This window comes from Rhodococcus sp. IEGM 1307, from assembly GCF_030056915.1.
Taxonomy (GTDB): domain Bacteria; phylum Actinomycetota; class Actinomycetes; order Mycobacteriales; family Mycobacteriaceae; genus Rhodococcus_F; species Rhodococcus_F opacus_D.
Genome location: NZ_JASHKW010000023.1, coordinates 79,089 through 101,784 on the forward strand (window position 1 = coordinate 79,089; position 22,696 = coordinate 101,784).

Annotated in this window: 19 protein-coding genes and 1 pseudogene; 12 read left to right on the forward strand and 8 right to left on the reverse strand. The window is 64.3% G+C overall.

Going from position 1 to position 22,696, the window contains the following annotated elements; translation table 11 throughout:
- The first annotated feature begins 1 nt into the window (after position 1).
- Positions 2-253 carry an alpha/beta fold hydrolase gene (locus QM841_RS34275; protein WP_283335345.1) on the forward strand — a complete coding sequence of 84 codons (252 nt, stop codon included), beginning with the start codon at positions 2-4 and terminating at the stop codon, positions 251-253.
- On the opposite strand, the gene QM841_RS34280 is transcribed toward QM841_RS34275, so the two are convergent.
- Together QM841_RS34280 and QM841_RS34285 are read right to left on the reverse strand one after the other, a co-directional pair.
- A complete protein-coding gene (locus tag QM841_RS34280; protein WP_283335422.1) occupies positions 208-2,013 on the reverse strand; it encodes a zinc ribbon domain-containing protein in 1,806 nt (601 codons plus the stop codon). The two genes, QM841_RS34275 and QM841_RS34280, sit on opposite strands and share 46 nt — an antisense overlap.
- Positions 2,014-2,453: 440 nt before the next feature.
- Entirely contained in the window at positions 2,454-2,801 is a 348-nt protein-coding gene (locus tag QM841_RS34285; RefSeq protein ID WP_283335347.1) for an excisionase family DNA-binding protein, read from the reverse strand.
- A gap of 19 nt (positions 2,802-2,820) precedes the next feature.
- Here QM841_RS34285 and QM841_RS34290 point away from each other — a divergent pair, with 19 nt between their 5' ends.
- Genes QM841_RS34290 through QM841_RS34305 form a run of 4 tightly spaced genes read left to right on the forward strand, consistent with a single transcriptional unit; the run spans position 2,821 to position 4,924 of the window.
- Positions 2,821-3,549 (forward strand): alpha/beta fold hydrolase, encoded by a 729-nt coding sequence (locus tag QM841_RS34290; RefSeq protein WP_283335349.1) that lies wholly within the window; start codon positions 2,821-2,823, stop codon positions 3,547-3,549.
- Positions 3,539-3,844 (forward strand): hypothetical protein, encoded by a 306-nt coding sequence (locus QM841_RS34295; RefSeq protein WP_182624936.1) that lies wholly within the window; start codon positions 3,539-3,541, stop codon positions 3,842-3,844. Before QM841_RS34290 ends, QM841_RS34295 begins: the two co-directional genes overlap by 11 nt.
- Entirely contained in the window at positions 3,841-4,443 is a 603-nt protein-coding gene (locus tag QM841_RS34300) for an alpha/beta fold hydrolase (RefSeq protein WP_283335351.1), read from the forward strand. Before QM841_RS34295 ends, QM841_RS34300 begins: the two co-directional genes overlap by 4 nt.
- A 43-nt stretch (positions 4,444-4,486) precedes the next feature.
- The gene (locus tag QM841_RS34305; protein ID WP_283335352.1) at positions 4,487-4,924 is read left to right on the forward strand and encodes a polyhydroxyalkanoate synthase family protein; all 438 of its coding nucleotides are present in this window, start codon (positions 4,487-4,489) and stop codon (positions 4,922-4,924) included.
- Positions 4,925-5,001: 77 nt separating this feature from the next.
- On the opposite strand, the gene QM841_RS34310 is transcribed toward QM841_RS34305, so the two are convergent.
- The gene (locus QM841_RS34310; RefSeq protein WP_283335353.1) at positions 5,002-6,468 is read right to left on the reverse strand and encodes a 3-hydroxyacyl-CoA dehydrogenase; all 1,467 of its coding nucleotides are present in this window, start codon (positions 6,466-6,468) and stop codon (positions 5,002-5,004) included.
- Positions 6,469-6,611: 143 nt separating this feature from the next.
- Here QM841_RS34310 and QM841_RS34315 point away from each other — a divergent pair, with 143 nt between their 5' ends.
- The 5 genes from QM841_RS34315 to QM841_RS34335 are packed head-to-tail and all read left to right on the forward strand — an operon-like array spanning position 6,612 to position 11,494.
- The gene (locus tag QM841_RS34315; protein ID WP_005242237.1) at positions 6,612-7,382 is read left to right on the forward strand and encodes an enoyl-CoA hydratase-related protein; all 771 of its coding nucleotides are present in this window, start codon (positions 6,612-6,614) and stop codon (positions 7,380-7,382) included.
- Positions 7,379-8,314 (forward strand): acyl-CoA dehydrogenase family protein, encoded by a 936-nt coding sequence (locus QM841_RS34320; protein WP_283335354.1) that lies wholly within the window; start codon positions 7,379-7,381, stop codon positions 8,312-8,314. Before QM841_RS34315 ends, QM841_RS34320 begins: the two co-directional genes overlap by 4 nt.
- 41 nt (positions 8,315-8,355) lie before the next feature.
- Positions 8,356-9,561 (forward strand): CaiB/BaiF CoA transferase family protein, encoded by a 1,206-nt coding sequence (locus QM841_RS34325; RefSeq protein WP_283335355.1) that lies wholly within the window; start codon positions 8,356-8,358, stop codon positions 9,559-9,561.
- Entirely contained in the window at positions 9,558-10,328 is a 771-nt protein-coding gene (locus QM841_RS34330; RefSeq protein WP_283335356.1) for an enoyl-CoA hydratase/isomerase family protein, read from the forward strand. The genes QM841_RS34325 and QM841_RS34330 overlap by 4 nt, the downstream gene beginning before the upstream one ends.
- Positions 10,325-11,494, forward strand: coding sequence for an acyl-CoA dehydrogenase family protein (locus QM841_RS34335; protein WP_283335357.1), 1,170 nt, complete (start codon positions 10,325-10,327; stop codon positions 11,492-11,494). The genes QM841_RS34330 and QM841_RS34335 overlap by 4 nt, the downstream gene beginning before the upstream one ends.
- Positions 11,495-12,208: 714 nt before the next feature.
- Here QM841_RS34335 and QM841_RS34340 read toward each other — a convergent pair.
- Positions 12,209-12,931 (reverse strand): FadR/GntR family transcriptional regulator, encoded by a 723-nt coding sequence (locus QM841_RS34340; RefSeq protein ID WP_283335358.1) that lies wholly within the window; start codon positions 12,929-12,931, stop codon positions 12,209-12,211.
- Between the two features lie 1,141 nt (positions 12,932-14,072).
- Between QM841_RS34340 and QM841_RS34345 the strand changes: the two genes are divergently transcribed.
- Positions 14,073-14,405 carry an aldo-keto reductase family protein gene (locus QM841_RS34345; RefSeq protein ID WP_283335359.1) on the forward strand — a complete coding sequence of 111 codons (333 nt, stop codon included), beginning with the start codon at positions 14,073-14,075 and terminating at the stop codon, positions 14,403-14,405.
- Between the two features lie 1,122 nt (positions 14,406-15,527).
- On the opposite strand, the gene QM841_RS34350 is transcribed toward QM841_RS34345, so the two are convergent.
- The 4 genes and pseudogenes from QM841_RS34350 to QM841_RS34365 form a co-directional block, all read right to left on the reverse strand.
- Positions 15,528-15,902 (reverse strand): WhiB family transcriptional regulator, encoded by a 375-nt coding sequence (locus tag QM841_RS34350; protein WP_349307442.1) that lies wholly within the window; start codon positions 15,900-15,902, stop codon positions 15,528-15,530.
- 18 nt (positions 15,903-15,920) lie between these two features.
- Positions 15,921-16,131: pseudogene (locus QM841_RS34355) on the reverse strand (Re/Si-specific NAD(P)(+) transhydrogenase subunit alpha); the annotation flags it as partial.
- Between the two features lie 186 nt (positions 16,132-16,317).
- Positions 16,318-17,607, reverse strand: a complete 1,290-nt coding sequence (locus QM841_RS34360) for an MFS transporter (protein ID WP_283335360.1) — start codon at positions 17,605-17,607, stop codon at positions 16,318-16,320.
- Between the two features lie 98 nt (positions 17,608-17,705).
- Positions 17,706-19,388 carry an AMP-binding protein gene (locus tag QM841_RS34365; RefSeq protein ID WP_283335362.1) on the reverse strand — a complete coding sequence of 561 codons (1,683 nt, stop codon included), beginning with the start codon at positions 19,386-19,388 and terminating at the stop codon, positions 17,706-17,708.
- Positions 19,389-20,674: 1,286 nt separating this feature from the next.
- Between QM841_RS34365 and QM841_RS34370 the strand changes: the two genes are divergently transcribed.
- Positions 20,675-22,123 (forward strand): aldehyde dehydrogenase family protein, encoded by a 1,449-nt coding sequence (locus QM841_RS34370; protein WP_283335363.1) that lies wholly within the window; start codon positions 20,675-20,677, stop codon positions 22,121-22,123.
- Positions 22,124-22,696 lie beyond the last annotated feature (573 nt).

Consider the following 22,696-nt stretch of genomic DNA (forward strand, 5'->3'; position numbering starts at 1 on the left):
GATGACCGTGAACGAGCAGTACCTGGATATCTCCGGGCGGCAGGTCCGCGTCCACGGCGAGGGACCGCCGTTGCTACTGATCAACGGATTGGGGGCGAACGTCGCGATGTGGGGGCCGCTGTTGCCACACCTCGAGGACTTCCAGGTGATCACCTTCGATGCGCCGGGTGTGGGACGCTCGCAGGCGCCCTATCTGCCGTACAGCGTCTACGTAGATCTCATACTATCTGCCACTAGTATGGCGGACGCCTGAAATGTACGTGTGTCACGGCTACCCGCACCACCTCGTGGTGGTCTGGATTTGACCGTGTCCCACACCGACGCTTGTGGTGCAGGAACATGATGTTTCGGATTCACCCCCATCCGCTGTGGCACGGTGGGCAGGCTGCGGCGGACCCGGCGATGCCGCGGCCTACTCGGGGTTGGACCGTTCTTGTCCCGGCACCGGCGCACCGGCGCGTGTTCGGCGACCCGGACCGCGGGCATCTGCCCACGCCGTCTGGTGGCTTTGTTTCTGCCGAGCAGTGCGCGTTTGGCCAGGTTCACCCCGGCCATATGGTCTCGGTTACCACCGACCCGGCAGCGGGGACACCACGCGTCGTGGTAGCCGCCGGGGCGGGAGAGCGGTTCGTCGCAGCCCGGACACAGTGCGGAGGAACCTCGGGCCGGCACCGAGACCACCGTGATACCGGCACCGGCGGCGGTGTGGGCGAGGGCGGCGACGGCCTGGCGGCGGGCGGACTGCGCGGCCCGATTGTTGTTCACCCGCCCATGGCCGCGGGTCTCGAGGGTGGTGAGATCTTCCACCGCGATCACCTGCGCGCCCGCCGCGGTGGCGTACTCGGTGACCTGGCGGGAGAAGTGGAAGGCCAGTTCCCGGTTGATCTTGCCTCTTTTGACGCCCACCGCGGTGCGGTGAGCGTCGAGGACGGCGATCTTCGCCTCCAACTGTGCGCGGACCTCGGGTGGGGCGGCGGCGGCCAGCCGTGTCAACCGCGCGGCCTTGGCATGCAGCAGCTGCCCCTCGGCCTGCAGGCGTGCCAGTTTGATCCCGAGCCCGCGGTCGTCGTAGGTCCAACCCCGGTAATCCGAGGACAACCCTTCAGCGCCCTGCGCTGCGGTGGCGGCGGCACCCAGACTGGTCGGGGACCAATCCACCCCGACCGCGACCCTCCCGGCCGTCAGATCCGCAGCGGGCGCCAACTCGGTCGCCGCGCACCGCCACAACAGGCCTCGGCGGTCGAGGACCAGGGACGGCAGATGCCAATCGGTGACAGGGCGACCGTCCAGATGCTCGGGGATGGCCGCGGTCAGCCGGACCCTGCGCCACTGCGCCCGCCCCGCCGGAGTCGGGCTGGTGGGCAGCTTCACCGTCAACACCAGCTCACGCTCCGTCGAGGTGATCTGCGCGAGCTGCCGATCGGCCGCCGACAGCCGGGCCATCGCGCTCGTCTGCGGCGGACCCTGCACCTCGGTGATCCGCAACCGGCCGGCCGGTACCCCGCCGTCCCGACGGGCGCGGGCAATCAGCTGGCGCCGAACACCCCGAACGAAACCCGCCGGCACAGAGTCGCCCGGTTCGGTCGGCGGCGCCACAACCCCGGTGGCCGGATCGAATCGGGCCGACAGCGCCGCGATCGCGGTGTCCCGGTAGGACAGGGTCCGCAGGGTCGCCATCACCTGCGCGGTCACCACCCGGGTGACCCGCGACGGAACATAGACCCCGTCCGGGTAGAGCGGAGTCCAGCCGAGGCGGGCCGCGGCGACGTGACCCTGTGCGGGGAGCCTGCGGTCCTGGCGGTCCAGGCCGGCGGCGAGCACATCGAACGTCGCCGGCTGCCACAGCCGCGACACCAACTCGGCACCGGCCGCGGCGATCAGGTCCAGCAGCCACCCCACCCGGGTGTCGACGTCGTCGAGTCCGATCGGCTCGCCGGTCGCGTCGTCGACTGCCATGTATGCGCGGGTGGTGACCGCGAATTGCCGCGGCGCAGTCGATCCCGGCCCGGTCATGCCGGGGCGCAATTCACGATCGGCGAGCACTTTCGCATTTGAAGAAGACCCTGATCTGCCGAGATGCTCACCGGTTACCCCTTCCGCCACCGTGCGGCGGCATCGCCCCGAAGCCGGTGTTGAAGGAGTCGGTGTTGAATCTGTATCGACCGCAGCTGATTACAACCGGGCGGACAACGATGCCAGCAACACGATGACGTCATCCATCAACTCCTCCACCGGCGATAGCTCGCCCTTGTCTCGCAGAACCCGACTGTAACGCCGACCTCCGACAAGTACCGGTCGATCCGCGCCACCGGCGAACCGGGGGCCAATCGATCCCGCCACACCACCCGCACCACCGTGAACCCCGCCTCGGCCGCGTCGTCGAGCATCCGGCCGCGCCCACCCCGCCGCTCCCTCGAGTCCCGAACCGCGATCCCATGCAGACCCGATATATCTCACCAGGAGCGCTCTCCCGCAACATCTTTTCCTGATGGGCCAGCGAAGCCTCTTGCCCGGTCGAGCCCGACACCCGGCAGATACAGTGCCGCCACCCTCTCCGGCGTCGCTCCCGCACACTCCGATGCAGGCCTGACCAGATAGGCGTCGAGGTCCGCGCGGTCAAAGATTCGGTGACCCGAACCGGTGCGCCGAGACGGCAACCGGCCCTCCGATGCCGCCTTGCGCGTCCTAACTACCGAAGGGCCCAAGTATTCCGCAGCCTCACCGATTCGCGTCGTAGATAGTGCCAGAACATACTGGGTAGTATTAGATATCGAGGCAACAGTTGAGAGCCTGTCGTACATCGCCGATGTCGCGCTCGAGGTGCTCGACGCGCTCGGTCACGAATCCGCGGACGTGCTCGGCTATTCACTCGGCGGCGCGGTCGCGCAACAGCTCGCCCGCCAGGCGCCGGAGCGGGTGCGACGCTTGGCGCTGGTCAGCGCGACGTGCGGAGCCGGAGCGGTACCGGGGTCGATGTTGGCGCTGATGGCTGTGATGACCCCCGCGCGGCACCACTCCAAGGTCGCGTACCGGGCGACGATGAAGCTGGTGAACCTCGCCCCGAAGGAGAAGAACAGCATCGCACTCAAGGAGCTGATGGCCGATTGGCACCACGGCGCGGCGCCGACAATGCGCGGGTACACGCTGCAAATGATGGCGATGTCGAGGTTCAACAGCCTTCCATGGCTGCCTACCGTCGCCCACCCGACGCTGGTCCTGAGTGGATCCGGTGATCGGATCATCCCGATGGCGAACGGTGCGATTCTGGCGGGCTACCTGCCGAACGCGCGGCTGCGCATCTTCGAGGGCTGGGGACACTACATGCTCCATGACGATGCCTCAGGAGCCGGCAACGCCATCGCCGAGTTCTTCGGTGCAGACCACCACGATGAGAGTTCCGCGTGGACGGGGGCGCAGGTCGTGACTCCCGAACAGATGGCCGGGATGGTGCGGTCCGCACCGTGGAGCGCATATCCGTACCAGTACACCAACGCGTTGGTCCGTTGGCGGTACCCGCTCGAGAAGGAGCGTGGCGGGCATGGCCGCTGAGTCGCCTCTGTGGCGGAAGGCATTCGACGGTGTCGAGCGTCGGATCGGCGCCCCGCTGGAGAACGCGACCAGCTCCGCGGACTTCCAAGTGTTCTCCCTCAAGGTGGGACGCGTGAAGAAGGCGGTGATTGCCCCCGTCGAGGCGGTGGTGGGCTTCGGTCTGCACCTGGTCGGGATCCCGTCCCATGCCGAGGTGCGCGTTCTGCGCAGGGATCTCATCAAGGTGCAACGTGAACTGCTGGCCATGCGTCGTGAACAGGCCGTCACCGAGCGAGAGTCGACGGATTCAGAATGAGTCCGATCGGCCCGGTGGTGGATATCGCACGCGGACTGGTTCGTGAGGTCGAGCGCACGCAGTTGCGTGCCCGGCGGGGCATCGAGCTGATCGCGCGGCGCCCGCCCCCTCAGGTGAGTAATACGCCGAAGGACGAAGTGTGGCCGTTCGGGAAGGCGAAGCTGTGGCGCTACCGCAATGACGACGTGCGGCATGGGCCACCGGTACTGATGTTCCTGGGGTTGGTTGGTGACTCGGCGATCTTCGACCTGTTTCCGGGAAACTCATGGGCGGAGAAACTGGTCGCGGAGGGCTTCGACGTGTTCCTGTTCGATTGGGGACGGCCGGAGGCGGCTGAAGGGGAGCACGACCTCGGAACGTATATGGACGGCTACTTCGTGCCTGCTGTCGATGCGGTGCGCAGGATCGCCGGCGCCGACGAGGTGTCGGTGGGGGCCTACTGCATGGGCTCGCTCATGCTGACTCTGCTGCTCGGCAGCCGGAGCAACGTGCCGGTACGGAACGCGGTTCTGTTCGCTCCGCCCTGCGACTACGACCATGCCCCCGGGTTTCTCACCGGCTTCAAGGACGGCCGGCTGGAGACCCGGTGGACGAGATGACGGGCCTCGTCCCGGAGGATGCCGTCCGGGGCATGTTCCGCTGTTGCAGCCGACCTCGGACATCGTCCAGTACGTCACGTTGTGGGAGAACCTGTGGCGGGACGGCTACGCCGACGCGCACCGCGCCATCAATCACTGGGCGTGGGACCATCGATCGATGGCCGCACCATCTTTTGTAGAGATGGTGGAGGATTACGTCCGAGAAAATCGATTGGTCAACGGGGGAGCGGAGTTGGCGGGCCGGCCCGTGGACCTGCATTCGATCACCATTCCGCTGTTGATGATCATCGCGGAGAAGGACGAGTTCGTGCCGCCCGCGAACTCGGAACCACTCGCCGAGCTGGTTGGGTCCGATGACGTGGAGATCCTGCGTATCCCCGGTGGCCACGCGGGCGCCCTGATGGGGTCAGCCGCGCGGAAGAAGACCATGCCGGGGGTGGTCGATTGGCTCAGGCGGCACTCGGATACCCCACCGCGGTGAGCCGGAAAGAAGGGAGGTGCTTCCAGGTGGAAGCACCTCCCTTCCTTCTGACGAGGGTGCTCTGTGCGTCTGCCGCGTCAGACGACGGCGGCGTCCCGGAGGGCTCGGCTCGTACGGTAGCGAGTGTCGTGGTACGTCTCCCACAGCCGGTCGAGGATCCCCACGACTGCGCCCGTGCCCCAGGCCGCGGTCCACTCGAATGGGCCGGCCGGGTAGTTGGTGCCCAACCGCATCGCAACATCGATGTCATCGGCGGTCGCGACCCCATGCAGGGTCGTCTCCCAGGCCTCGTTGGCGATCACCGCGAGGGTCCGGGCCGCAATGAGACCCGGGACGTCGTCGACCGGGTACGCGTGAATGCCCGCGCGGTCCAGTAACGCCGCGACCGTCGACAGTGCCTCGGGATGCGACGCGGCCACCGCGAGCCCGGTGGCGTTCTCCGCCGAGATCCATCGATCGATCACCACCACCGGCGCCCCTCCCCGCGCTGCGGACTCGGCGTGGGCGGTCAGTCCGCGGGTGACCATGACGATCGCCTCGTCGAGTACGAGCTCGGTGCCGTCACCGTCGAGCGGCTCGGCGGCGATGTCCGCGCGGCTGATGATCGCCTTCAGCTGACCACACTGTCCGCGCAAGCCGACGGTGCCGGGAAGGTCGCCGGGGCGGACGAGAGCCGGAGACGGAGGGGCCGCGTCCTCGGCGTACGAGTAGAAGCCGTGGCCGCGCTTGCGTCCGTAGCGGCCTGCGGATACCAGTTCGTCCTGGATCCGGGAGGGTTCGAAGCGTGGGTCGAAGTTGAACGCGGTCCACACCGATCGGGTGACTGCGGCGTTGACGTCGTTGCCGATCAGGTCCATCAGTTCGAACGGACCCATCCGGAACTGCCCGGCGCCCCGCAGGGCGGCGTCCAGCGTGGCGGGCGAGGCGGCCTGTTCCTGCAGGACCCGCAGCGCCTCACCGTAGAAGCCACGTGCGACCCGGTTGACGATGAAGCCGGGGGCGTTCTTGACGCGCGCCACCTGTTTGCCCCAGGTCACGGCTAGTTCGTCGATGCGATCCGTGACCTGCGGATCGGTCTGCAGGCCGGTGACTACTTCGACCAGTTTCATCACCGGAACCGGATTGAAGAAGTGCAATCCGACCACGCGATCCGGTAGCGGCGAGCGGGCGGCGATCTCGGTTACCGACAGCGAGGAGGTGTTGGTGGCCAGGATGCACCGGTCGCCAAAGTGTTTGGCGGCTGCGGCGAATACCGACGCCTTTACTTCCAGCGACTCGAGGACGGCTTCGATCACAACGGTGTCCGGGTGGTTGGGGGCCTGATCGATGGCGGCATATGTGCCTAGCTGTGCATCCAGGTTGGCTGCGACCTCCGGATGGCGTTTGGCGAGGCGTGCCGCGAGCTCGGTGGCGGCGGCCTCCAGCTGGGCCTGCTGCGGATCGACCAGGCTCACCGGATGGCCCGCGGCCAGTGCCACCTGTGCGATCCCACGTCCCATGGTGCCCGCTCCGATTACGCAGATCGGGGTAGAAGCTGTGGTCATATCGCGTCTCCTCGGTTCGTGGCTCGCTGAAAAGGGTGGGGACCCTTGCAACTATCTGTAAGATAATATAACTTGCTGTCAACAAGTTACCAACTAGGAAGGGCTGGCCACGGTCAGACCGACGTTGCGGAAGTGGTAGTGCTATGACATTTGAGGACATCGTCGTCACTGTGGATGCAGGGGTGGCGACCATCGCGATAAACCGCCCGGAAAACGCCAACAAGCTCCGCTTCGTGACCGCGAGGGAGCTTCTCGACGCCTTCCGCATGGTGCGTGAGACGAAGAGCATCGACGTCGCCGTGCTGACCGGCGCGGGAGACAAGTTCTTCTGCATCGGCGGCGAACACGAGGAGCTTGCCTCGCTGGACTACTCCAGCGTGATGCCGGTGATCGACCTGTACGAGTTCATCGACACCATGCCGAAGCCCGTCATCGCAGCGGTTAACGGCTACGCGGTCGGCGGGGGCAACGTGTTGCAGGTGGTCTGCGACCTGACCGTTGCCGCACCGCACGCAATATTCCGGCAGGTCGGCCCGATGGTCGGCAGCTTCGATGCCGGTTATGGCACCTGGTACCTGGAGGAAACGATCGGCCGGCGACGGGCCAAGGAGATGTGGTACCTCAACCGCAAATACACTGCCGAGCAGGCGCTCGACATGGGACTAGTTAACGACATCGCCGACGACCCGGTGGCACATGCCCACGAGATCGCCCAAACTCTCCGGCAGCGAGGCCCGTTCGCCCTCAGCGCGCTGAAAACCGCCTTCTCCGGTCGTCACTCAGGCGTCGTCGGGCAGGCGCGCATCGCGCACGACCTGCTGCTCACGGCCTACCGCAGCACCCAGGAAGCGGACGAGATGTCGCAGTCCTTCGAGCAGCGGCGCGAACCCGACCGTGCGAGGTTCCACCGGTGACTTCAGTCAGCACAGAGCTCACAGACTTTCTCGCGGTCGTCTCGAAGGTCGTCGCCTCGGCAGCTGACGGCGAGAGTGCGCTGTCTGCCATGCGGAACTCGCTGAGCGAGACCGGCCTCCTGGACCTCGCGCGGGACACAGCGGACGAACCCGACGCCCTCCAGTGGCTGGCGTACACCGTCCGGACCGTCGCCCAGACCGATCCCTCGCTGGCGTTCGTGCTGGCGAGCCGGTACGTGGCCGATCGTGCCATCGATGCCGAGGCCGCCACCGAACCGACCTTCGCCCTCGCCGTTCCGGGATCGCGTCCGGTGCTGGCCGGCGCCCTGGGACCGGACGCGGTGGTGGTGTTGGATAGCACCACGTCCTCCCTGCACGTGGTGCCCTGGGCGGATCTGGCACCGTCGGTGGACCACGAGGCCCGCACGGGGCTGCAGCGGGCGGACCTCGTCTCGGTGACGATTCCCGACGGTGCCGCCGCCCTCGAAGGCTCCGCAGCCGAGGCCGCTTTCCTGTGGGACCTGCTCACCGGCGCCGCTCTCGCGGGCGTAGCCCGAAGAGCAGTCTCAGAGACCCAATCCTATGTGCTCGAACGGCATCAATTCGGAGTGCCAATCGGGTCCTTCGCCGGGCTGCGCGCGCTCGTCGCCGACATGGATCTCACGGTGGCTGGAGTCGAGACTGCCCTGGATCGGGCACTGGAGGACCGCACCTCGATCTACAACCTCGCCGCCACCGCCGGACGTGCGGCGACGTCGGTGTGCATTGACGCCATTCAGGCGCACGGCGGCTACGGCTACATCGACGAGTACCCGCTCACCGGGCTGATGCGTGACGCAATCGGCATCCAGGCGCGCACCGGCGGCAGACGCTTGCACGTCGCACGGGTCGCCGAACGCGGCTTGGGTCCGCGGACGGGACGGCACCAATGACGTCACACGAAACCAGATCAGCAGACGCGAAGGAGACGAGCATGAGTACAGGCAGCGGGCCATTGCACGGCGTGCGAATCGTCGACATCTCCTCCTCCTACGCCGCACCGACGACCTCGATGTACCTTGCCGACATGGGTGCCGACGTCATCAAAATCGAACCTCTGGGGGGCGATGATGCCCGGGGCTGGGGGCCGCCCTTTCTCAACGGTGAGGCAGCCTGGTTCCTTTCGGTGAACCGCAATAAGCGCAGCATGTGCCTCGACATCCGCGGGGAGGAGGGCCGCAAGGTCCTATTCCAGCTGCTCGAGTCCGCCGACGTCTTCATCGAGAACCTGAACCCGGTGAAACTGGACAAGCACGGACTCGGTCTCGACGGCCTGCGCGAACGTTTCCCACAGCTGGTGATCTGCGCGTTCTCCGGCTTCGGGCTCACCGGTCCGGATGCCGGGCTGCCCGGCTACGACCTGATTGCCCAGGCACGGTCCGGGATGATGAGCGTGACCGGCGTCGACGGAGTCCCACAGCGGGTCAGCACCGCGCTCTCAGATGTGGCCGCGGGCACCGTTGCAGCCTTCGCGGTGGCTGCGGCACTGGTGCGTCAGCAGCAGACCGGCCAAGGCGAGATCGTGGACGTCGCTCTCCTGGAGGCCGACTTGGCATTCATGTCGCCGCGCATTGCCAGCTTCCTGGCCGGCGACGAAGAACCCAAGCCCTGCGGTGGCACCGATTCGGTGGTGGCGATCTACCAGCCGATGCGTACCGCGGACCGGCCCATCGTCGTCGCGATCGGCAACGATCGGCACTGGCAGCGGTCCTGCGCCGCGCTGGGACTCGACGAACTGGCACAGCGCGAGGACTTGGCGACCAATGCCGATCGCCGGGCCAACCGCGAAGAGGTCGTCGGAGCCTTCCAGGAACGCCTGAACGCACTGTCCTCCAATGAGGCGCTCAAGCTGCTGCAAGACGTCGGGGTGCCCTGTAGCCGGATCAACTTCCTGTCAGAAGTGGTTACCGACCCACAAGTCGAGGCACGCAAGGCGATCGTCGACTACCAGCACCCGGTGGCGGGAGTGTTCCGCGGCGTGGGCGCGCCATGGCGACTGGCGTCCGATCCCGAAGACCGGCAAGCCCGGATTCCGGCACCCATGCGCGGCGAACACGGCCGCGAGATCCTCACCGAGATCGGGCTCGATGAGAAGACCATCTCCGAACTGGTAGGAAGGGAGACATTGTGGGTTCCGTGATCGAGACCTCGCACGACGGGCGAGTGCTGACCATCGAGATCAGCCGCCCCGAACAGCTCAACGCACTCAACGCGCAGGTGCTGCGCGAGATCCGAGACACGGTCGAGGGAACACGCCACGACACGTCGGTGGGCTGCATCGTGATCCGCGGTAAAGGAGAACGCGCCTTCAGCGCCGGCGCGGACCTCGATGAGATCCGCGCCCTTCCGATCGAAGACGCACAGGCCTTCATCCATGCCGGACAGCGGACCATGTCGGCGATCGCCGACTCTGTCGTCCCCGTCATCGCCGAAGTCGACGGCTACGCGCTCGGCGGCGGTTTCGAGCTGATGCTCGCCTGCCACCTGGTGGTGGCATCGAGTCGTAGCCGGTTCGGACTGCCCGAGGCGCGTATCGGCTGCATTCCAGGATTCGGTGGTACGCAACGGCTTGCGATGTCGGTGGGCAAGCCCGCCGCGCTGCTACTCATGCTGGGAGGCGAGCGGATCGACGCCGATCGGGCCTGGCAGATCGGCCTGCTGTCGGTGCCGCCACTGGCACCCGCCGAAGCCGCGACGGAAGCACGCCGTCTGGCCGAACTAATTGCCACCGGGAGCCGCCGCGGCACCGCCAACATCCTCGATGCCGCGCGTCCGGCATTCGCCGCGTCCGCACTGGATCACGAGGCCGCGCTGGCGGCGATCTCCATCGCCTCGCGTGACGGCCAGGAGGGGATCATCTCCTTCGCCGAGCGTCGGGCGCCGATCTTCGAGCGGGAGGAATCATGAAATCACAGTGGGCGTCAGTCGATCCAGATGTGGTCGACGCCGTTGACCGAGTGATCGAGCGCACGATCGAACCGCAGGCGGCCGCGGTCGACGCCGCCGCCGAATTCCCGACAGCCGGGCTCGCCGATCTCGCGGAATCCGGGCTCGGCGTCATGCTGGCCCCGAAGTCCCTGGGCGGTGCAGAAACCAGCACGGCAACCTATGCCGAGGCGCTGTCTCGTATCGCCGCGGCCTGCGGTTCCACCTCTACCGTGTACATGACGCAGATGCACTGCGCCCACCCGATCCAGCTACAGGGCTCCCCGGAACAGATCCAGACCTGGGTTCCCCGGCTCTGCGACGGGTCGGCTGTCGGCTCGATCGCGCTCACCGAGCCTGGAGCCGGCTCGGATGTCGGGGCGATGCGCACCGTGGCCCGTCGCGAGGGCGATGAGTACGTCGTCAACGGCGAGAAGACCTTTATCTCCAACGGCGATCGAGCGGACGTCATAGTCCTCTTCGCGACGGTGGACCCCTCGCGAGGAAAGGGCGGAGTGACCGCATTCCTGCTGGAAACCGCGGGACTTGCGGGATTCGAAGCCGGGACGCCGATGAAGAAGCTGGGGCAGAAGGGCGCTTCCACCGTTGCGTTGTCCTTCCAAGATTGCCGGATTCCGGTGGCCGCCCGGATGGGCGCTGAGGGCGAAGGCTATGCGTTGCTACTGCGTTCGGTGACCCGTTCGCGCATCAGTGCCGCCGCGCAGGGCGTCGGCTTCGCACAGGGCGCCTTCGACTCCGTCGTTGCCTGGGCAATGGAGCGTGATTTGCTGTCGTCCAAGGTCGCCGAAGCGCAGGATCTGCAGTTCGACCTTGCGCGTCTCCGCGGCGAGATCACCGCCGCCCGCGCCATGCTGATGTCGGTGTCCGATCAGGTCGACCAGAGCGTAGACGAACCGGTCGCCGAGGTCTCACTGCTGAAGATGCACTGCACCACCCTGGGTACCAGGGTTGCGGCGAGCTGTGTCGAACTGCTCGGTCCCGACGGTGACCGAGTCTCGGTCGGCGCGGAACGTCGGCTGCGCGATGCGAAGATCGCAGAGATCTATGACGGGACTAACCAGGTACAAAGCATGCTCGTGGCCCGGGACACCCGACTTACCGCGGCGCGCGAGACGGCTGCCGGGTGAGAGGGAGGCAGAGGCGGGAACTCGAGCCGGGGGTATAGATCGACTGGAACGACTACCGACCATAGACCCGCCGATGAGCGACGGCGTGGAGTGGAGGCCCGTTGCACGGAGTTCGCGGCAGCGATGCCGACCGGTGGCCGCTGGACCGCGCCGGCGCCAGTCTGTTCTGGGCGAACCTGAACCGAGGAATTGATCGGGTCATCCTTCGCCTCCCTAGGGCCGAGAGCTGCTGCTCGCGCTGATGGCAGTCCGGAGCCGAAATTCAGTGTGCTGATCAACAATATGGTCGGTGGTAAACGTATCCGCTTCGAGGGCTCGTCGGGCATGGACATGCATGTCGAAGGTCCGGTTCTGCTAAACGGAACTCGAAGCGTCGACCGGACTTCTCTTGGCCGTGACTGCTGGAGAGCAGCCGCCCCCCGCGCGGCCAGCTTCGCAGGGATATCGACCACGTCCACACTGTCATCGTTCAAGTGAGTCATCAGCGGCGCTTCCAGGCCGGTTGCACCGAATCGGAGAGCCCGATCGGTAGCCGACGTCGCTTACTGGCACCCGGATAGTGGCCAGTCAACGGTCGCAGCGAGGGGACCGCGGCTGCGGTCCCCTCGCTGCCCTACCACCGGGCGACGGGTCATTTGGCGGCGGATGAGCAAACTGCAACTTACTTGTCGGACAACAACTAACTTCGGAAGACTTTCACGCAGTTCTCGAGAATCAGCAAGGTAGTGAGTAGCGAAGAACGAAGTCAAGATGCTTGCGCATCTCCTCCCCAGCTTTGTCCGCGTCGCCTGACTCGATGGCCTTGGCAATGGCGATGTGCTGCCGAACTGTCTTTTGTGCAACATCGCGGGTGACCTCGAGGAACTGCGCTGGATGGGTGGCGTTGTGCACCGCGGCGATGAATGCGGCCAGCAGGCGATTGCCGGAGGCGAAACCGATGGAGGTGTGGAAACGCAGGTCGTATTCCGGAATGTTCGGGTCGTCGATGGTGATCTTCTTCTGCTGGTCAATGACTGACTGCATCGTGGCGATATCCTCATCGCTGCGGTTGCGCGCCGCCCACTGCGCGGCGGGGATCTCGAGAACACGACGGACTTCGGTGATCTCGTCGACGTCTAGCGCGCCAATTCGCAAAATAGTGTCCATTGACTCGCTGAGCATCTGGCTCAGAGAGTCGGGCGTCACGGTGTTGACGAAACTGCCGCCAGCGACGCCAGGGATCTTGCGAATCAGCCCAGAGCTGACGAGGGCGCCGAGGGCCTCGCGAACGGTGGGTCGACTCACACCGAACAGCTGAGCGAGCTCGGTCTCGGGCGGAAGCTTGTCGCCCTGCGCGAAACGACCGTCTAAGATCGCTTCCCGGAGCTGTGCCTCCACCTGATCTCGCGGCCGGGTGACCTGCGTCGCCTTGAAGGATTTGTTTGCGGTAGATGCCATCGGGTCTCCAGTTGTGGTTGGACGCGCGACCGTTCGGCGGTCGGCAATTGTCCTACAGTCTCGCAGATGCAGGCGTCCTCCAAGGGGTGCGCGATCACCTCGGCGGGAATCTCTTTTGCTGTGGTGTAAACATCTGGCTCCCCTACATCCCACGCAGACTACGTAAAAGATATGACAGTATTGTAGATTGTAGTCGATGGATGCGCTGGGGCGAGACAAATGGAACGTCGCGAGTCGATCCGGAGACTGAAATTCCCAGAACCCGAGTGGGGCAGGTGTGCGACAAACGCTCCCGTGCACTGACCTGCTCCGACAGGATGCAGGCCGTACAAAAGCGGTCCCCGTAGGGGGCATGAGCTCGCGCATGTTGTCATCAGGCGACCTATCGCCAGTCCGGCTTGGTCTGGCTCCCTATGCATCGAACCACCCAGCGCGTCCGGTGGCCGGGAGCTTCTAGATTGCCTTCGATGGACCCCCTGTGAACCACCACTACAGGAAGGGCGCTCGACGAGAACTCCCTCGGGTCGCGACGACCTGCTACGGGGTGGTGCGGTGCCGCGAATCACCACGGTCGGCCGTCGGCTGCGCACGGTGCGGGACTACCGGGGCCCGTGATGCTGCCCTGTCGCCGGGGAATCGTAGAGACCGTGCTCGCCAACGTGATCCCCTGGCGATCGGCCTACCGCAGGATTAGATGTGGTCGCGTCGACCCGCAGCCCAACGTCAATGAGGTAGTTGAACCGCTTCGTGACCAGGTCGTAATTGCCACGAAGTGGTTGGCGCATCGAAGGCAACACGGTTCCGTCTCGAGCCGACCAGAGCGGATACGTCGCATCCCCGAGGCGTCACCGAAGCACCTGTTCTACCAGCACCGCGTCGACTCAGATGTGCCTGCCTGTCGAGGACGTCGTGGGGACCGTAGGGGAGTTGATCCATGAGGGCAAGGTGCGGCACTTCGGGCTTTCCGAGGAATCTTCCGTGACATCAGCGGATCGCCGTCCTGCAGCGAGTACTTGCTGTGGACACGGGGAGAATCTGCCAACCCGGACCGGGCTGAAATCGGACTGGTCCCGTTCAGTCTGCTCGGCAATGGATTCCTCGCCGGCACCGTGCGCTCCACAACGACGTTTACCGACGGGATGTGCGCAACAGGGTCCCACGGCTCACCGAGAAGAATCCGACCGCGAACGCAACCCTCGTCGAGCACGTCAACGGACTCGGTGCAAGGACGTCACCCCGGGCAGGCTGCCCCTGGCCGGTTGCTCGCACAGCATACCTGGATCGTCCCAATCTCCCGGAACCCCATTGCACCTCCCGCATCGAGGAGAACGCCGGCTCACCGCCGTGGTACCTGTCCGCCGACGAGGTCGCGGACTGGATACCCTCGCGCAACACACCGATGTCCACGGGGACCGCCACGAAGCAACGGCAGAACCGCTACGAGGCAACGCACATGAGCTACGGTAACCGCTGAGTCACGTAACCAGATCGTCTGTTCGGGCTTACGCAGGAGCCGACCGGGCAGTCTGCGCGCGATCCGTTGCTCTCGAAGTATCTAGGTCACGCGTCGCGTACAAGGCTTTTTCTTAATCATCAACGTTGTAACACGTTTCGTGTCGTGCTATTCAGTTTCTCAGAAAGTCATTCGGGTCGTTCGTTACTGGCTTCTCAACCTGTGCCAGTCGTTACTGGCTTTCTCCAACCTGTGCCAGGTGGACGGTAAACGGCGGCCAACCTCGCAGAGAGACGTGGATCGGCATGAGACTCCCGAATTGTGTGCCAGAGTCGTTCGATAAAGCGTGTACGTGTCATCCCGAACTTCTCAAAGATGTCCTCGTCCGGCGCGCCGCCATACGGCAGCCAGGAGTGGGCGAATCCAATGAAATCCTGTGGATCAGCGCTTGGGTGGGGAAGTCCCAAGAGTGCCCTTCGCAGTTCTGCGCGTCGACGATAACGCCAATCCCTCCCGTGCTTACGTAGAGCTACTGGGATGTCGGCCATACGTGTACCGGCGCTGGAGAGGGGCGGCGACGTGGAACATGCACCGAGTCCTTGTTGCTCCAGGTACTTTCTCTGGTTGCCTTCGGGCATCGCGCTCCTATCGATCGAACTGAGTGGTGCAGTCACCTCTGCAAAAGCAACGAACTACCCACCAGCCGTGGAGTTCCGAGCTGTAAAGCTCCGGGCGGGGCTGATCAACGGGAATATTATGCGTCACGTTTACCGTTGGCATGGTGGACCCACTTAGATAATTGTAAGTCATTAACCATACTCGTCAAGCTGGCGAATATTAATCCATCGCGACGAAGAGGCGACAACGATCAGCAGACCCTGAAACGACCCATCGATCAGTGGTATTCGCCTCCTCTCCCGAGGGCGCTCCCACGCGGAGGTCTCGCGAATTGGCCAGCACGCGATTCGTTAGCAACTAGATTCAACCGCGTAGCCAGAACGGTAATCGTCGCCGACGAACGAAGTGAATGATGCGCGTTACGTTCAATCGTCCAAAGTTGTGCGACCTGTCTGAGCCTTCGTTATGGTCGAGGACGGGCTCGCGTCTGCCCACATATGCACTCACGCTACTCGGCGAGGCTGTTCACCCGGTGAGCCTGCGTAATCCTCTTGGCGCCGAATGCTGTGGCGGCACTCGTGGGTGGGTGGTTTTTGGATCGCCGGTCCGCCGAGGCGACGAGCGGGCCAGGTACCGGCGGTCAACTTCGGAAGTGGCACCCCAGATCCCGCTTCCTTCCAGCGACGCCACAGCGTAGCTGCGGCACTCGCGTAGGACGGGGCAGCCGAGACATATCTGCTTGGCAACGCGCTCTCGACGAAGACGGTCACCGCGCGTCTCGTCATCCAGGGGGAAGAAGACATTGATGTCCATCCCGCGGCAGCGTGCTCGGAGCTGCCAGTCCCAGAACCAAGTCATGGGAAGCCGGGACGATACGGAAGAGTCTGCTGTAGTGCGCATCTCGGTCCTCTCTTATTCGGGATCGGTTGTACGCACGATCGCACCGAGGCTGCTCGCGGCGACACCGGGTCCTGCGATCAGAACCTTGGCCGGTGGGAACTTGCCCGCGGCGATGACCTGACCGGTGAAGAACCGACCGAACGTGTGGGCGGCCCCCCACGACAGCACGGTAGTCGGCAATGTCGGCCGTCGAGCTGAGCGCTTCCATGGACTGCGCCCGGGAAATGCGTTCTCATACTCGTTGGAGATGTTGACGCGGAATCGCTCGATGACCTCGATGATGCCCCCGTCGCATGTCCTTCGATGAAGGCTCCTGGCGACAGTTCTCTTGCAGCGACCACAGCGATGGCCCTACGGGGACCGACGAAACCTCTTGGGACGTACTATGGCAGTTTGCAATAGATGGGTGCTGCTGTCAAAGCTGTGGAGCCGTTCGACCGGTTCGACTGGGCGTGGTACCGACCCCTCCCGCGTCGTCGTCGATCTGCCTCATGGGAATGGCGCACAGGGCTGAGATGATCGTCGATCCGGCGACCCACAGCACTACTGGCATCGCCGACGACGTGTCGGCTACGAGCTTGGTGAGAACCAGGGGCGTCACTGCGCCACCGACGATGACCCCGATGGTGAATCCGAGCGACAGGCCTGTGTACCGGACTGCACCCTGGAACACCTCCGCGAAGAAGACACCGATGGTCCCCCATGTCATCGAATAGCCGGTCAGCAGAACCAAATACGCGATCAACACCACAGTCGGGTTACCGGTGTCGATAGCCTTCATCCATCCGAAGACCGTCGCGGCGATCGCCAGGTTGCCCACGATGAAAATCGGCTTTCGGCCGAAGCGGTCGCTCTGGGCGCCGACGAAGATGCTCGCCGCGATGACCCACGCCGCCGCCACGATGATGATCACCAGCATCTCGTTGCGACTGAAGCCTTTTGTGGCCCCGTAAGACAGACCGAACACAGTCGCCGCGTAGAACGTCACGGAATTGCCGACGGCGGCGCCGGCGATCAACAGAACTTCTTTCATGTGATGACGAAAGACGACCACGATAGGGGCAGGAAGGATGTCGTTGGACTCTTTGAGAGCCTTGAACTCGGGACTTTCCTCCAGCCGCAGCCGGATCATCAGCCCAAGAATCACCAGCAGGCTGCTGACCCAGAACGGGATACGCCATCCCCAACTCAGGAAGGCCTCGTCGCCCATCGCCGATCCGACGATCAGGTACACGACATTGGCAATAATCAGTCCGAACTGGGCGCCGGTCTGCACCCAGGAGCTGTAGAAGCCGCGTTTGCCGGGCGGGCTGTGCTCGACTGTCATCAAGACCGCCCCGCCATACTCACCTCCCAGCGCGATGCCCTGCACGAACCGAAGGACGACGAGCAGGATCGGCGCCGCGATCCCGATAGCACCATAGGAGGGAACCAGCCCGATCGCGACGGTCGCGACCCCCATCATCAACAAGGTTGTCACCAGAGCGGCCTTGCGCCCCAAACGATCCCCGAGATGGCCGAAAATGATTCCACCAAGCGGGCGTGCCACGAATGCCACGCCGAATGTCGCGAGCGACAGGAGGGTCCCGGTCAGGGGATTCGAGGTCGGAAAGAAGACCTGACCGAACACCAGCGCAGCTGCTGTGCCGTACACGAAGAAGTCGTAGTACTCGATCGTCGTGCCCATCAGGCTGGCAAGACCCACGCGTCTCACGTCGGCAGCGGAGGGAGACCCGGACATCAAACACCTTCAATCAAAGTGAAAGTCGAGTAGGTTACTGGTGCAGATTGAGCCATCTAGAATCACGTGCTGACGGTTCCGGATGGCTGTGCGGACGCTCCGACGGCGAGTCGCTCGCGCAGCTCGACCTTGCGGATTTTTCCGCTCATGGTCTTCGGCATATCGTCGACGACTATCACCCGCTCGGGGCAGTACCGCTTGGCGAGGCCGGACTCGGTCAAGAAGATCCGGAGTTCGTCGACGTTCAACGACGTGCCCGCCTGACAACGCAGGAATGCACATGCTCGTTCACCGAGCCGCTCGTCGGGATAACCGACGACCGCCACCTCGGTCACCCCGGGATGCCGGAAGATCAGGCTTTCGACTGAGCCCACCGGGATGTTTTCGCCTCCACGGATGATGATGTCTTTGGTGCGGCCGGTGATGGTCACCGACCCTTGCGAATCACGCACCGCGGTGTCGCCGGTCGCGAACCAACCCTCGCCGTCGAATGCCTCCTGCGTCGCCTCAGGACGGTGGTAGTACCCGACGAACATGCCCGTACCGCGCAGCCACAAGGCACCCTCGGTGCCGTCGGGCGCCTCGGCACCCTCGGGATCGCGGATGCTGATCTCGGCACTGTCGAGCCGCACACCATCGGTCTCACGGTTGATGTTCCCGAGACCCGGCCGGCCGGAGACCGCAATACCGAACTCGGTCATACCCCACGCGGGAATCACCGCGCATCCGAGCGCTCGCTCCGCCTCGGCCATCAGCGGCCGCGGGATCGGCGCACCGGCCACGACGATAAGTGCGAGCGTGTCAGCCTCCTCTCGGGTGAGGCCGGCGGTCCGCAGCAAGTCGATCAGGAAAGTCGGTGAGCCGACCATGCAGGTGATGCGAGCCCCGTGGATGATCTGTGCCCCGACTTCCGGGCTCCATTTCTCCACGAAGACCGCCGTGCCTCCGAGGTACACCGTCAGCAGGGCTCCCCAGAAGAATCCGGTCGAATGTCCGACTGGCGACATGACGAGATTGCGCATCGGTTGCCCGAGTGAGTCGTGCCCGACATGGGCGGCCCAGCCGCGAACCACCACATCAAGCGTGGCGTGCAGATTCATCACGGCCTTCGGTTCGCTCGTCGTTCCCGACGTGAAGGCGAGCTGCGCGATCCCAAGCGGGTCGACGGGAACCGGCTCGAACGCGTCGGCCGGGCCCATCAACGAGTCGACCGTGACGGTGCCACCCACTGGCTCGCCGACGATCACGACCTCCAGTCCCTCGTCGTCGCGCACCCTGGCGGGTATCGCCGTGGACACCACGTCGCGACCGCCGTGGAAGCGGGACACGATCAGCATCTTTGTGCCGGTTGTCTTGGTCATGAATTCGACTTCGTGGGTCCCATACGTGATCGGAATTCCCGAGTACGTCGCACCCGCCCGCAGGATGCCGTAGACGATCCCGAGAAACTCTGCCGAGTTCGTCATCATCACCGTCACCACGTCACGGGGACGCACTCCCCGCGCCTGTAGCCCCGCCGCGACCCTGCGGCTCATCTCGTCCAGCTCCGCGAACGTCATTTCCCGTACCGCCCGACCATGGTGGTCAACACTTACCGCCGCCACCCGCTGGGGGTACTTGATTACCGCATCGTCGAGAAACGTACTCAACGAGGTGACCGACCATTCGCCGGTGTCCAGCCGGCGCTGCGCTTCAGCATCCGGCACGATGCTGCCCTCGGGTAGCCCTTGGATGGTCGAGCTCATTTTCGCCTCCGAAAACTGTTCTGTACAAGAAAGACTGATCACACCTGATTCAACTCGACGCTTACCCTAATGTGCGGACGGGTTGACCGGCACTGGGCCGCAGGCTACCTCGACGCGCAGCGCGACGATGTTGCTGTCGAGGGCCACCGTGGCGTGTTTCGACATCGAAATCCGTTGTGGCACTTGAGACGCAACACTCGATAGCCGTACGAGTTGCAACTCGGATGCCGAGAGCTCGCGCTGCCCTTGGGTTGGATTCGACTTCGGCGACCCAGTGGCACGCGGGATGGGTTGGAGTACTGCCGCCCCACGATCGCAACAAACCACTCCGACGAAAAAACATGCGTTCACGCGCAAGACGGACGGACGCTCCAGCGAGGTAGCGGAGCATCTTAGACCGGTCAGCGAGGAGGAGACACCGGTACGGTAGCTGATCGGACCGCTCGCGAAACCGAACGTGGCAAGTGCGAGAACACCCGCCGGCGCAGACGCCACCCAAATGGCGTCGCCCCCCCGGCTGGCACGTGCCACTGCAGCGATAAGACGATCAGCATCCACGCCGCATGGGTAGCGCGCCAGGCGCCGGTACGTGACCTGCAGGCGCATTGACCTAGACACACTTTCTGACATCAAGTGAAACTGACTGACCTAAGTGAAGAGTGTCATACTATTGCCTATAGATGCATTGTTCGTCAATCCGTCCGTGGGGGCCCTAGTTTCTCGGCGCCGACTACATGAACTCACCCGCCCGGTCGGCAACCTCGACCGTGGAGAAGCACGATGAATCCAATCTATGACTTCACCGACCGCATGGCATTTCACCGGCGGCGCCTCCGGTATCAGGCTGGCGACCGCGCGAGCGGCCGCGGCATGGGAATTGGAAGCCGCTGGTGGACAGGCACTGGAATGAAACGTGACGTGTCCCGATGGGGAGGAGGTCGCAGCCGCAGTGAGCTCATTGTGGCTGCAGATTCGCATCGGACTGGGTGCTGTCCTACGTGGGGATGTGTGTATCCGCGTTTGTATCACGTAGCGACCCCGTTATTCACCCCACCGCTCCGCGCGGCAACGGGTGGCGGTGGTCCGCGGGCCGGCTTTCGGTACCCACGTCATAGCTTCGACGCTGTAGACGGTCAACCCCGCCTGCATGCAGAGTGGTACTGGGATGGGAATCAGTACCGACGGTGTTGCGGGTGCCGTCCTTCTGGAATTGGAAAAAGGTTGACAGCAAGCAGGCAGATATTTAGTCTGACATTAAGCAATTCTGCTCGCTTTGGAGGAAGTCAATGGACCACTTCGACAAGTTGTACATCGACGGCGAATGGGTCTCGCCGTCCATCCCGGGCACCCGCCCCTTGATCGACCCGGCGACGGAAGAGCCGTGGGCGACTGTCTCCTCGGGCGGCGGAGTCGAGGATGTGGACCTCGCAGTAGCGGCAGCGAAGAGAGCGTTCGTTCGCTTCTCCAGGACCTCGGTCAATGAGCGCATCGAGCTCATCGACCGCATTATCGAGGCCTACGAGCGCCGCGAGACGGAGCTGTCCGAGCTGATCGCCAAAGAAGTGGGCATCCCCGTTTCCTTCAAAGGACAGGTGAAGTCCTCGGCCGGTCACATGCGAGTCGCGCGGGACGTGATCCGAGATTACGAGTTTGAACGGCAACTCGACGACACCATCATTCGACGAGAACCGATCGGCGTGTGCGGCCTCATCTCACCATGGAATTGGCCAATTCAGACCTCCGTCATCAAAGTCATCTACGGAATCGCTGCGGGTTGCACAATGGTGCTTAAGCCATCGGATGCATCGCCCGCCTCGGGCGTTGCACTGGCAGAAGTCATGCATGAAGCGGGAACTCCGCCGGGTGTATTCAACCTGGTAGTCGGTCGTGGCAGTGTGGTGGGCGACCGGCTCTCGCGGCACCCGGACGTAGATATGATCTCGTTCACCGGTTCGACCACCGCGGGACGTCAGGTGGGCGAGGCCGCCGCTCAGACTGTCAAGCGAACCTGCCTGGAGTTGGGTGGCAAGTCCGCGAACATCGTGCTGACCGACGGTGATCTGGAGAAGGCCGCACATTTCAACATTCAGCGCGGCTTCTCGAACTCCGGCCAGTCCTGCCATGCGCCGAGCCGGCTGCTGGTGCACGAGAGTCAAGTGGAGGACATCCTTCCCTTCTTGGTCGACGCGATCAACCTAATGCGTGTCGGCGACCCGAGCGACCCGAACACCACGCACGGACCGCTCGTTCACGCGCAGCAGTTCAACAGTGTTCAGCGTCATATCGAGATCGGACTGAGGGAAGGGGCGCGGCTCGTCACCGGCGGCCCGGGGCGAATCGACGGCTTCGACCGCGGATTTTACTGCAAGCCCACCGTCCTGGCGGACGTCACTCCCGACATGACCTTGGCCAAGGAGGAAATCTTCGGTCCGGTTTTGGTCGTCATGCCGTACCGCACAGAGGAACAAGCATTGGAGATTGCCAACGATTCGATCTTCGGACTTGGCGGCTACGTGTTCAGCGAGGACCGCAAGCGCGGGTACGAGTTCGCATCCGGGCTTCGCGCGGGTCGTATCTGCTACAACGGTTCCAGTCCCAATCAGACGACACCGATGGGTGGCTACAAGGAATCGGGCATCGGCCGCTCGATGGGCGTCTACGGCTTGGAGGAGTACCTCGAAGTCAAGTCGGTGTACGGGTTCGAAGAAGAGGCACGCGTGCTTCCCCGGCTCTAGCCTGTCCTGATTAGTCCTAGTCGTATAGCGCGACGGGCTGGCTTGCAGTGGGGACGGCCGGCGGTGTTGGGCCCGGCGTAACCTTCCGGCGGGCGTATGCCGCCCGACCCATCCGGGTAGCCCGTTTGCAGGCCATTCGCTGCTTGCCGTTCGCGGGCTTGCGGATTCGCCCGCGAGGACGCCGCTGGTGGGTCGCCACGGCACAGATGCCCGCTCGCGACATAGAACTCGGTGCCGTGTTCGTCGGCGAAAATCGGCGGCGCGGTCCAGGTTGTCGGCCGAGCAGTAGCCGGCGTGGCACGGACCTGGTCCGGGACCTGCCCGGTCTTCGCCGCCGGTCTGTTCGGTCGTTGGCATCAGATTGCCGACATCGACGGCATTTGTGTTCACGTCGGTGGCCACGATCCCTGAGGTTTCTCGTCGACCACGACCTCCGCGTTGCAACACTGCGCGGAGGCCCCGTCGCCGGTCAGCCGTCGTCCCTGTCCGCTCCCGTGCCGCCTGTCGAGCCTCTTCCGTGGGGGCGGCCTTCGCCTCCCGGATCGTCGCCAGCCGGGTTCGCGACGCCGCGAT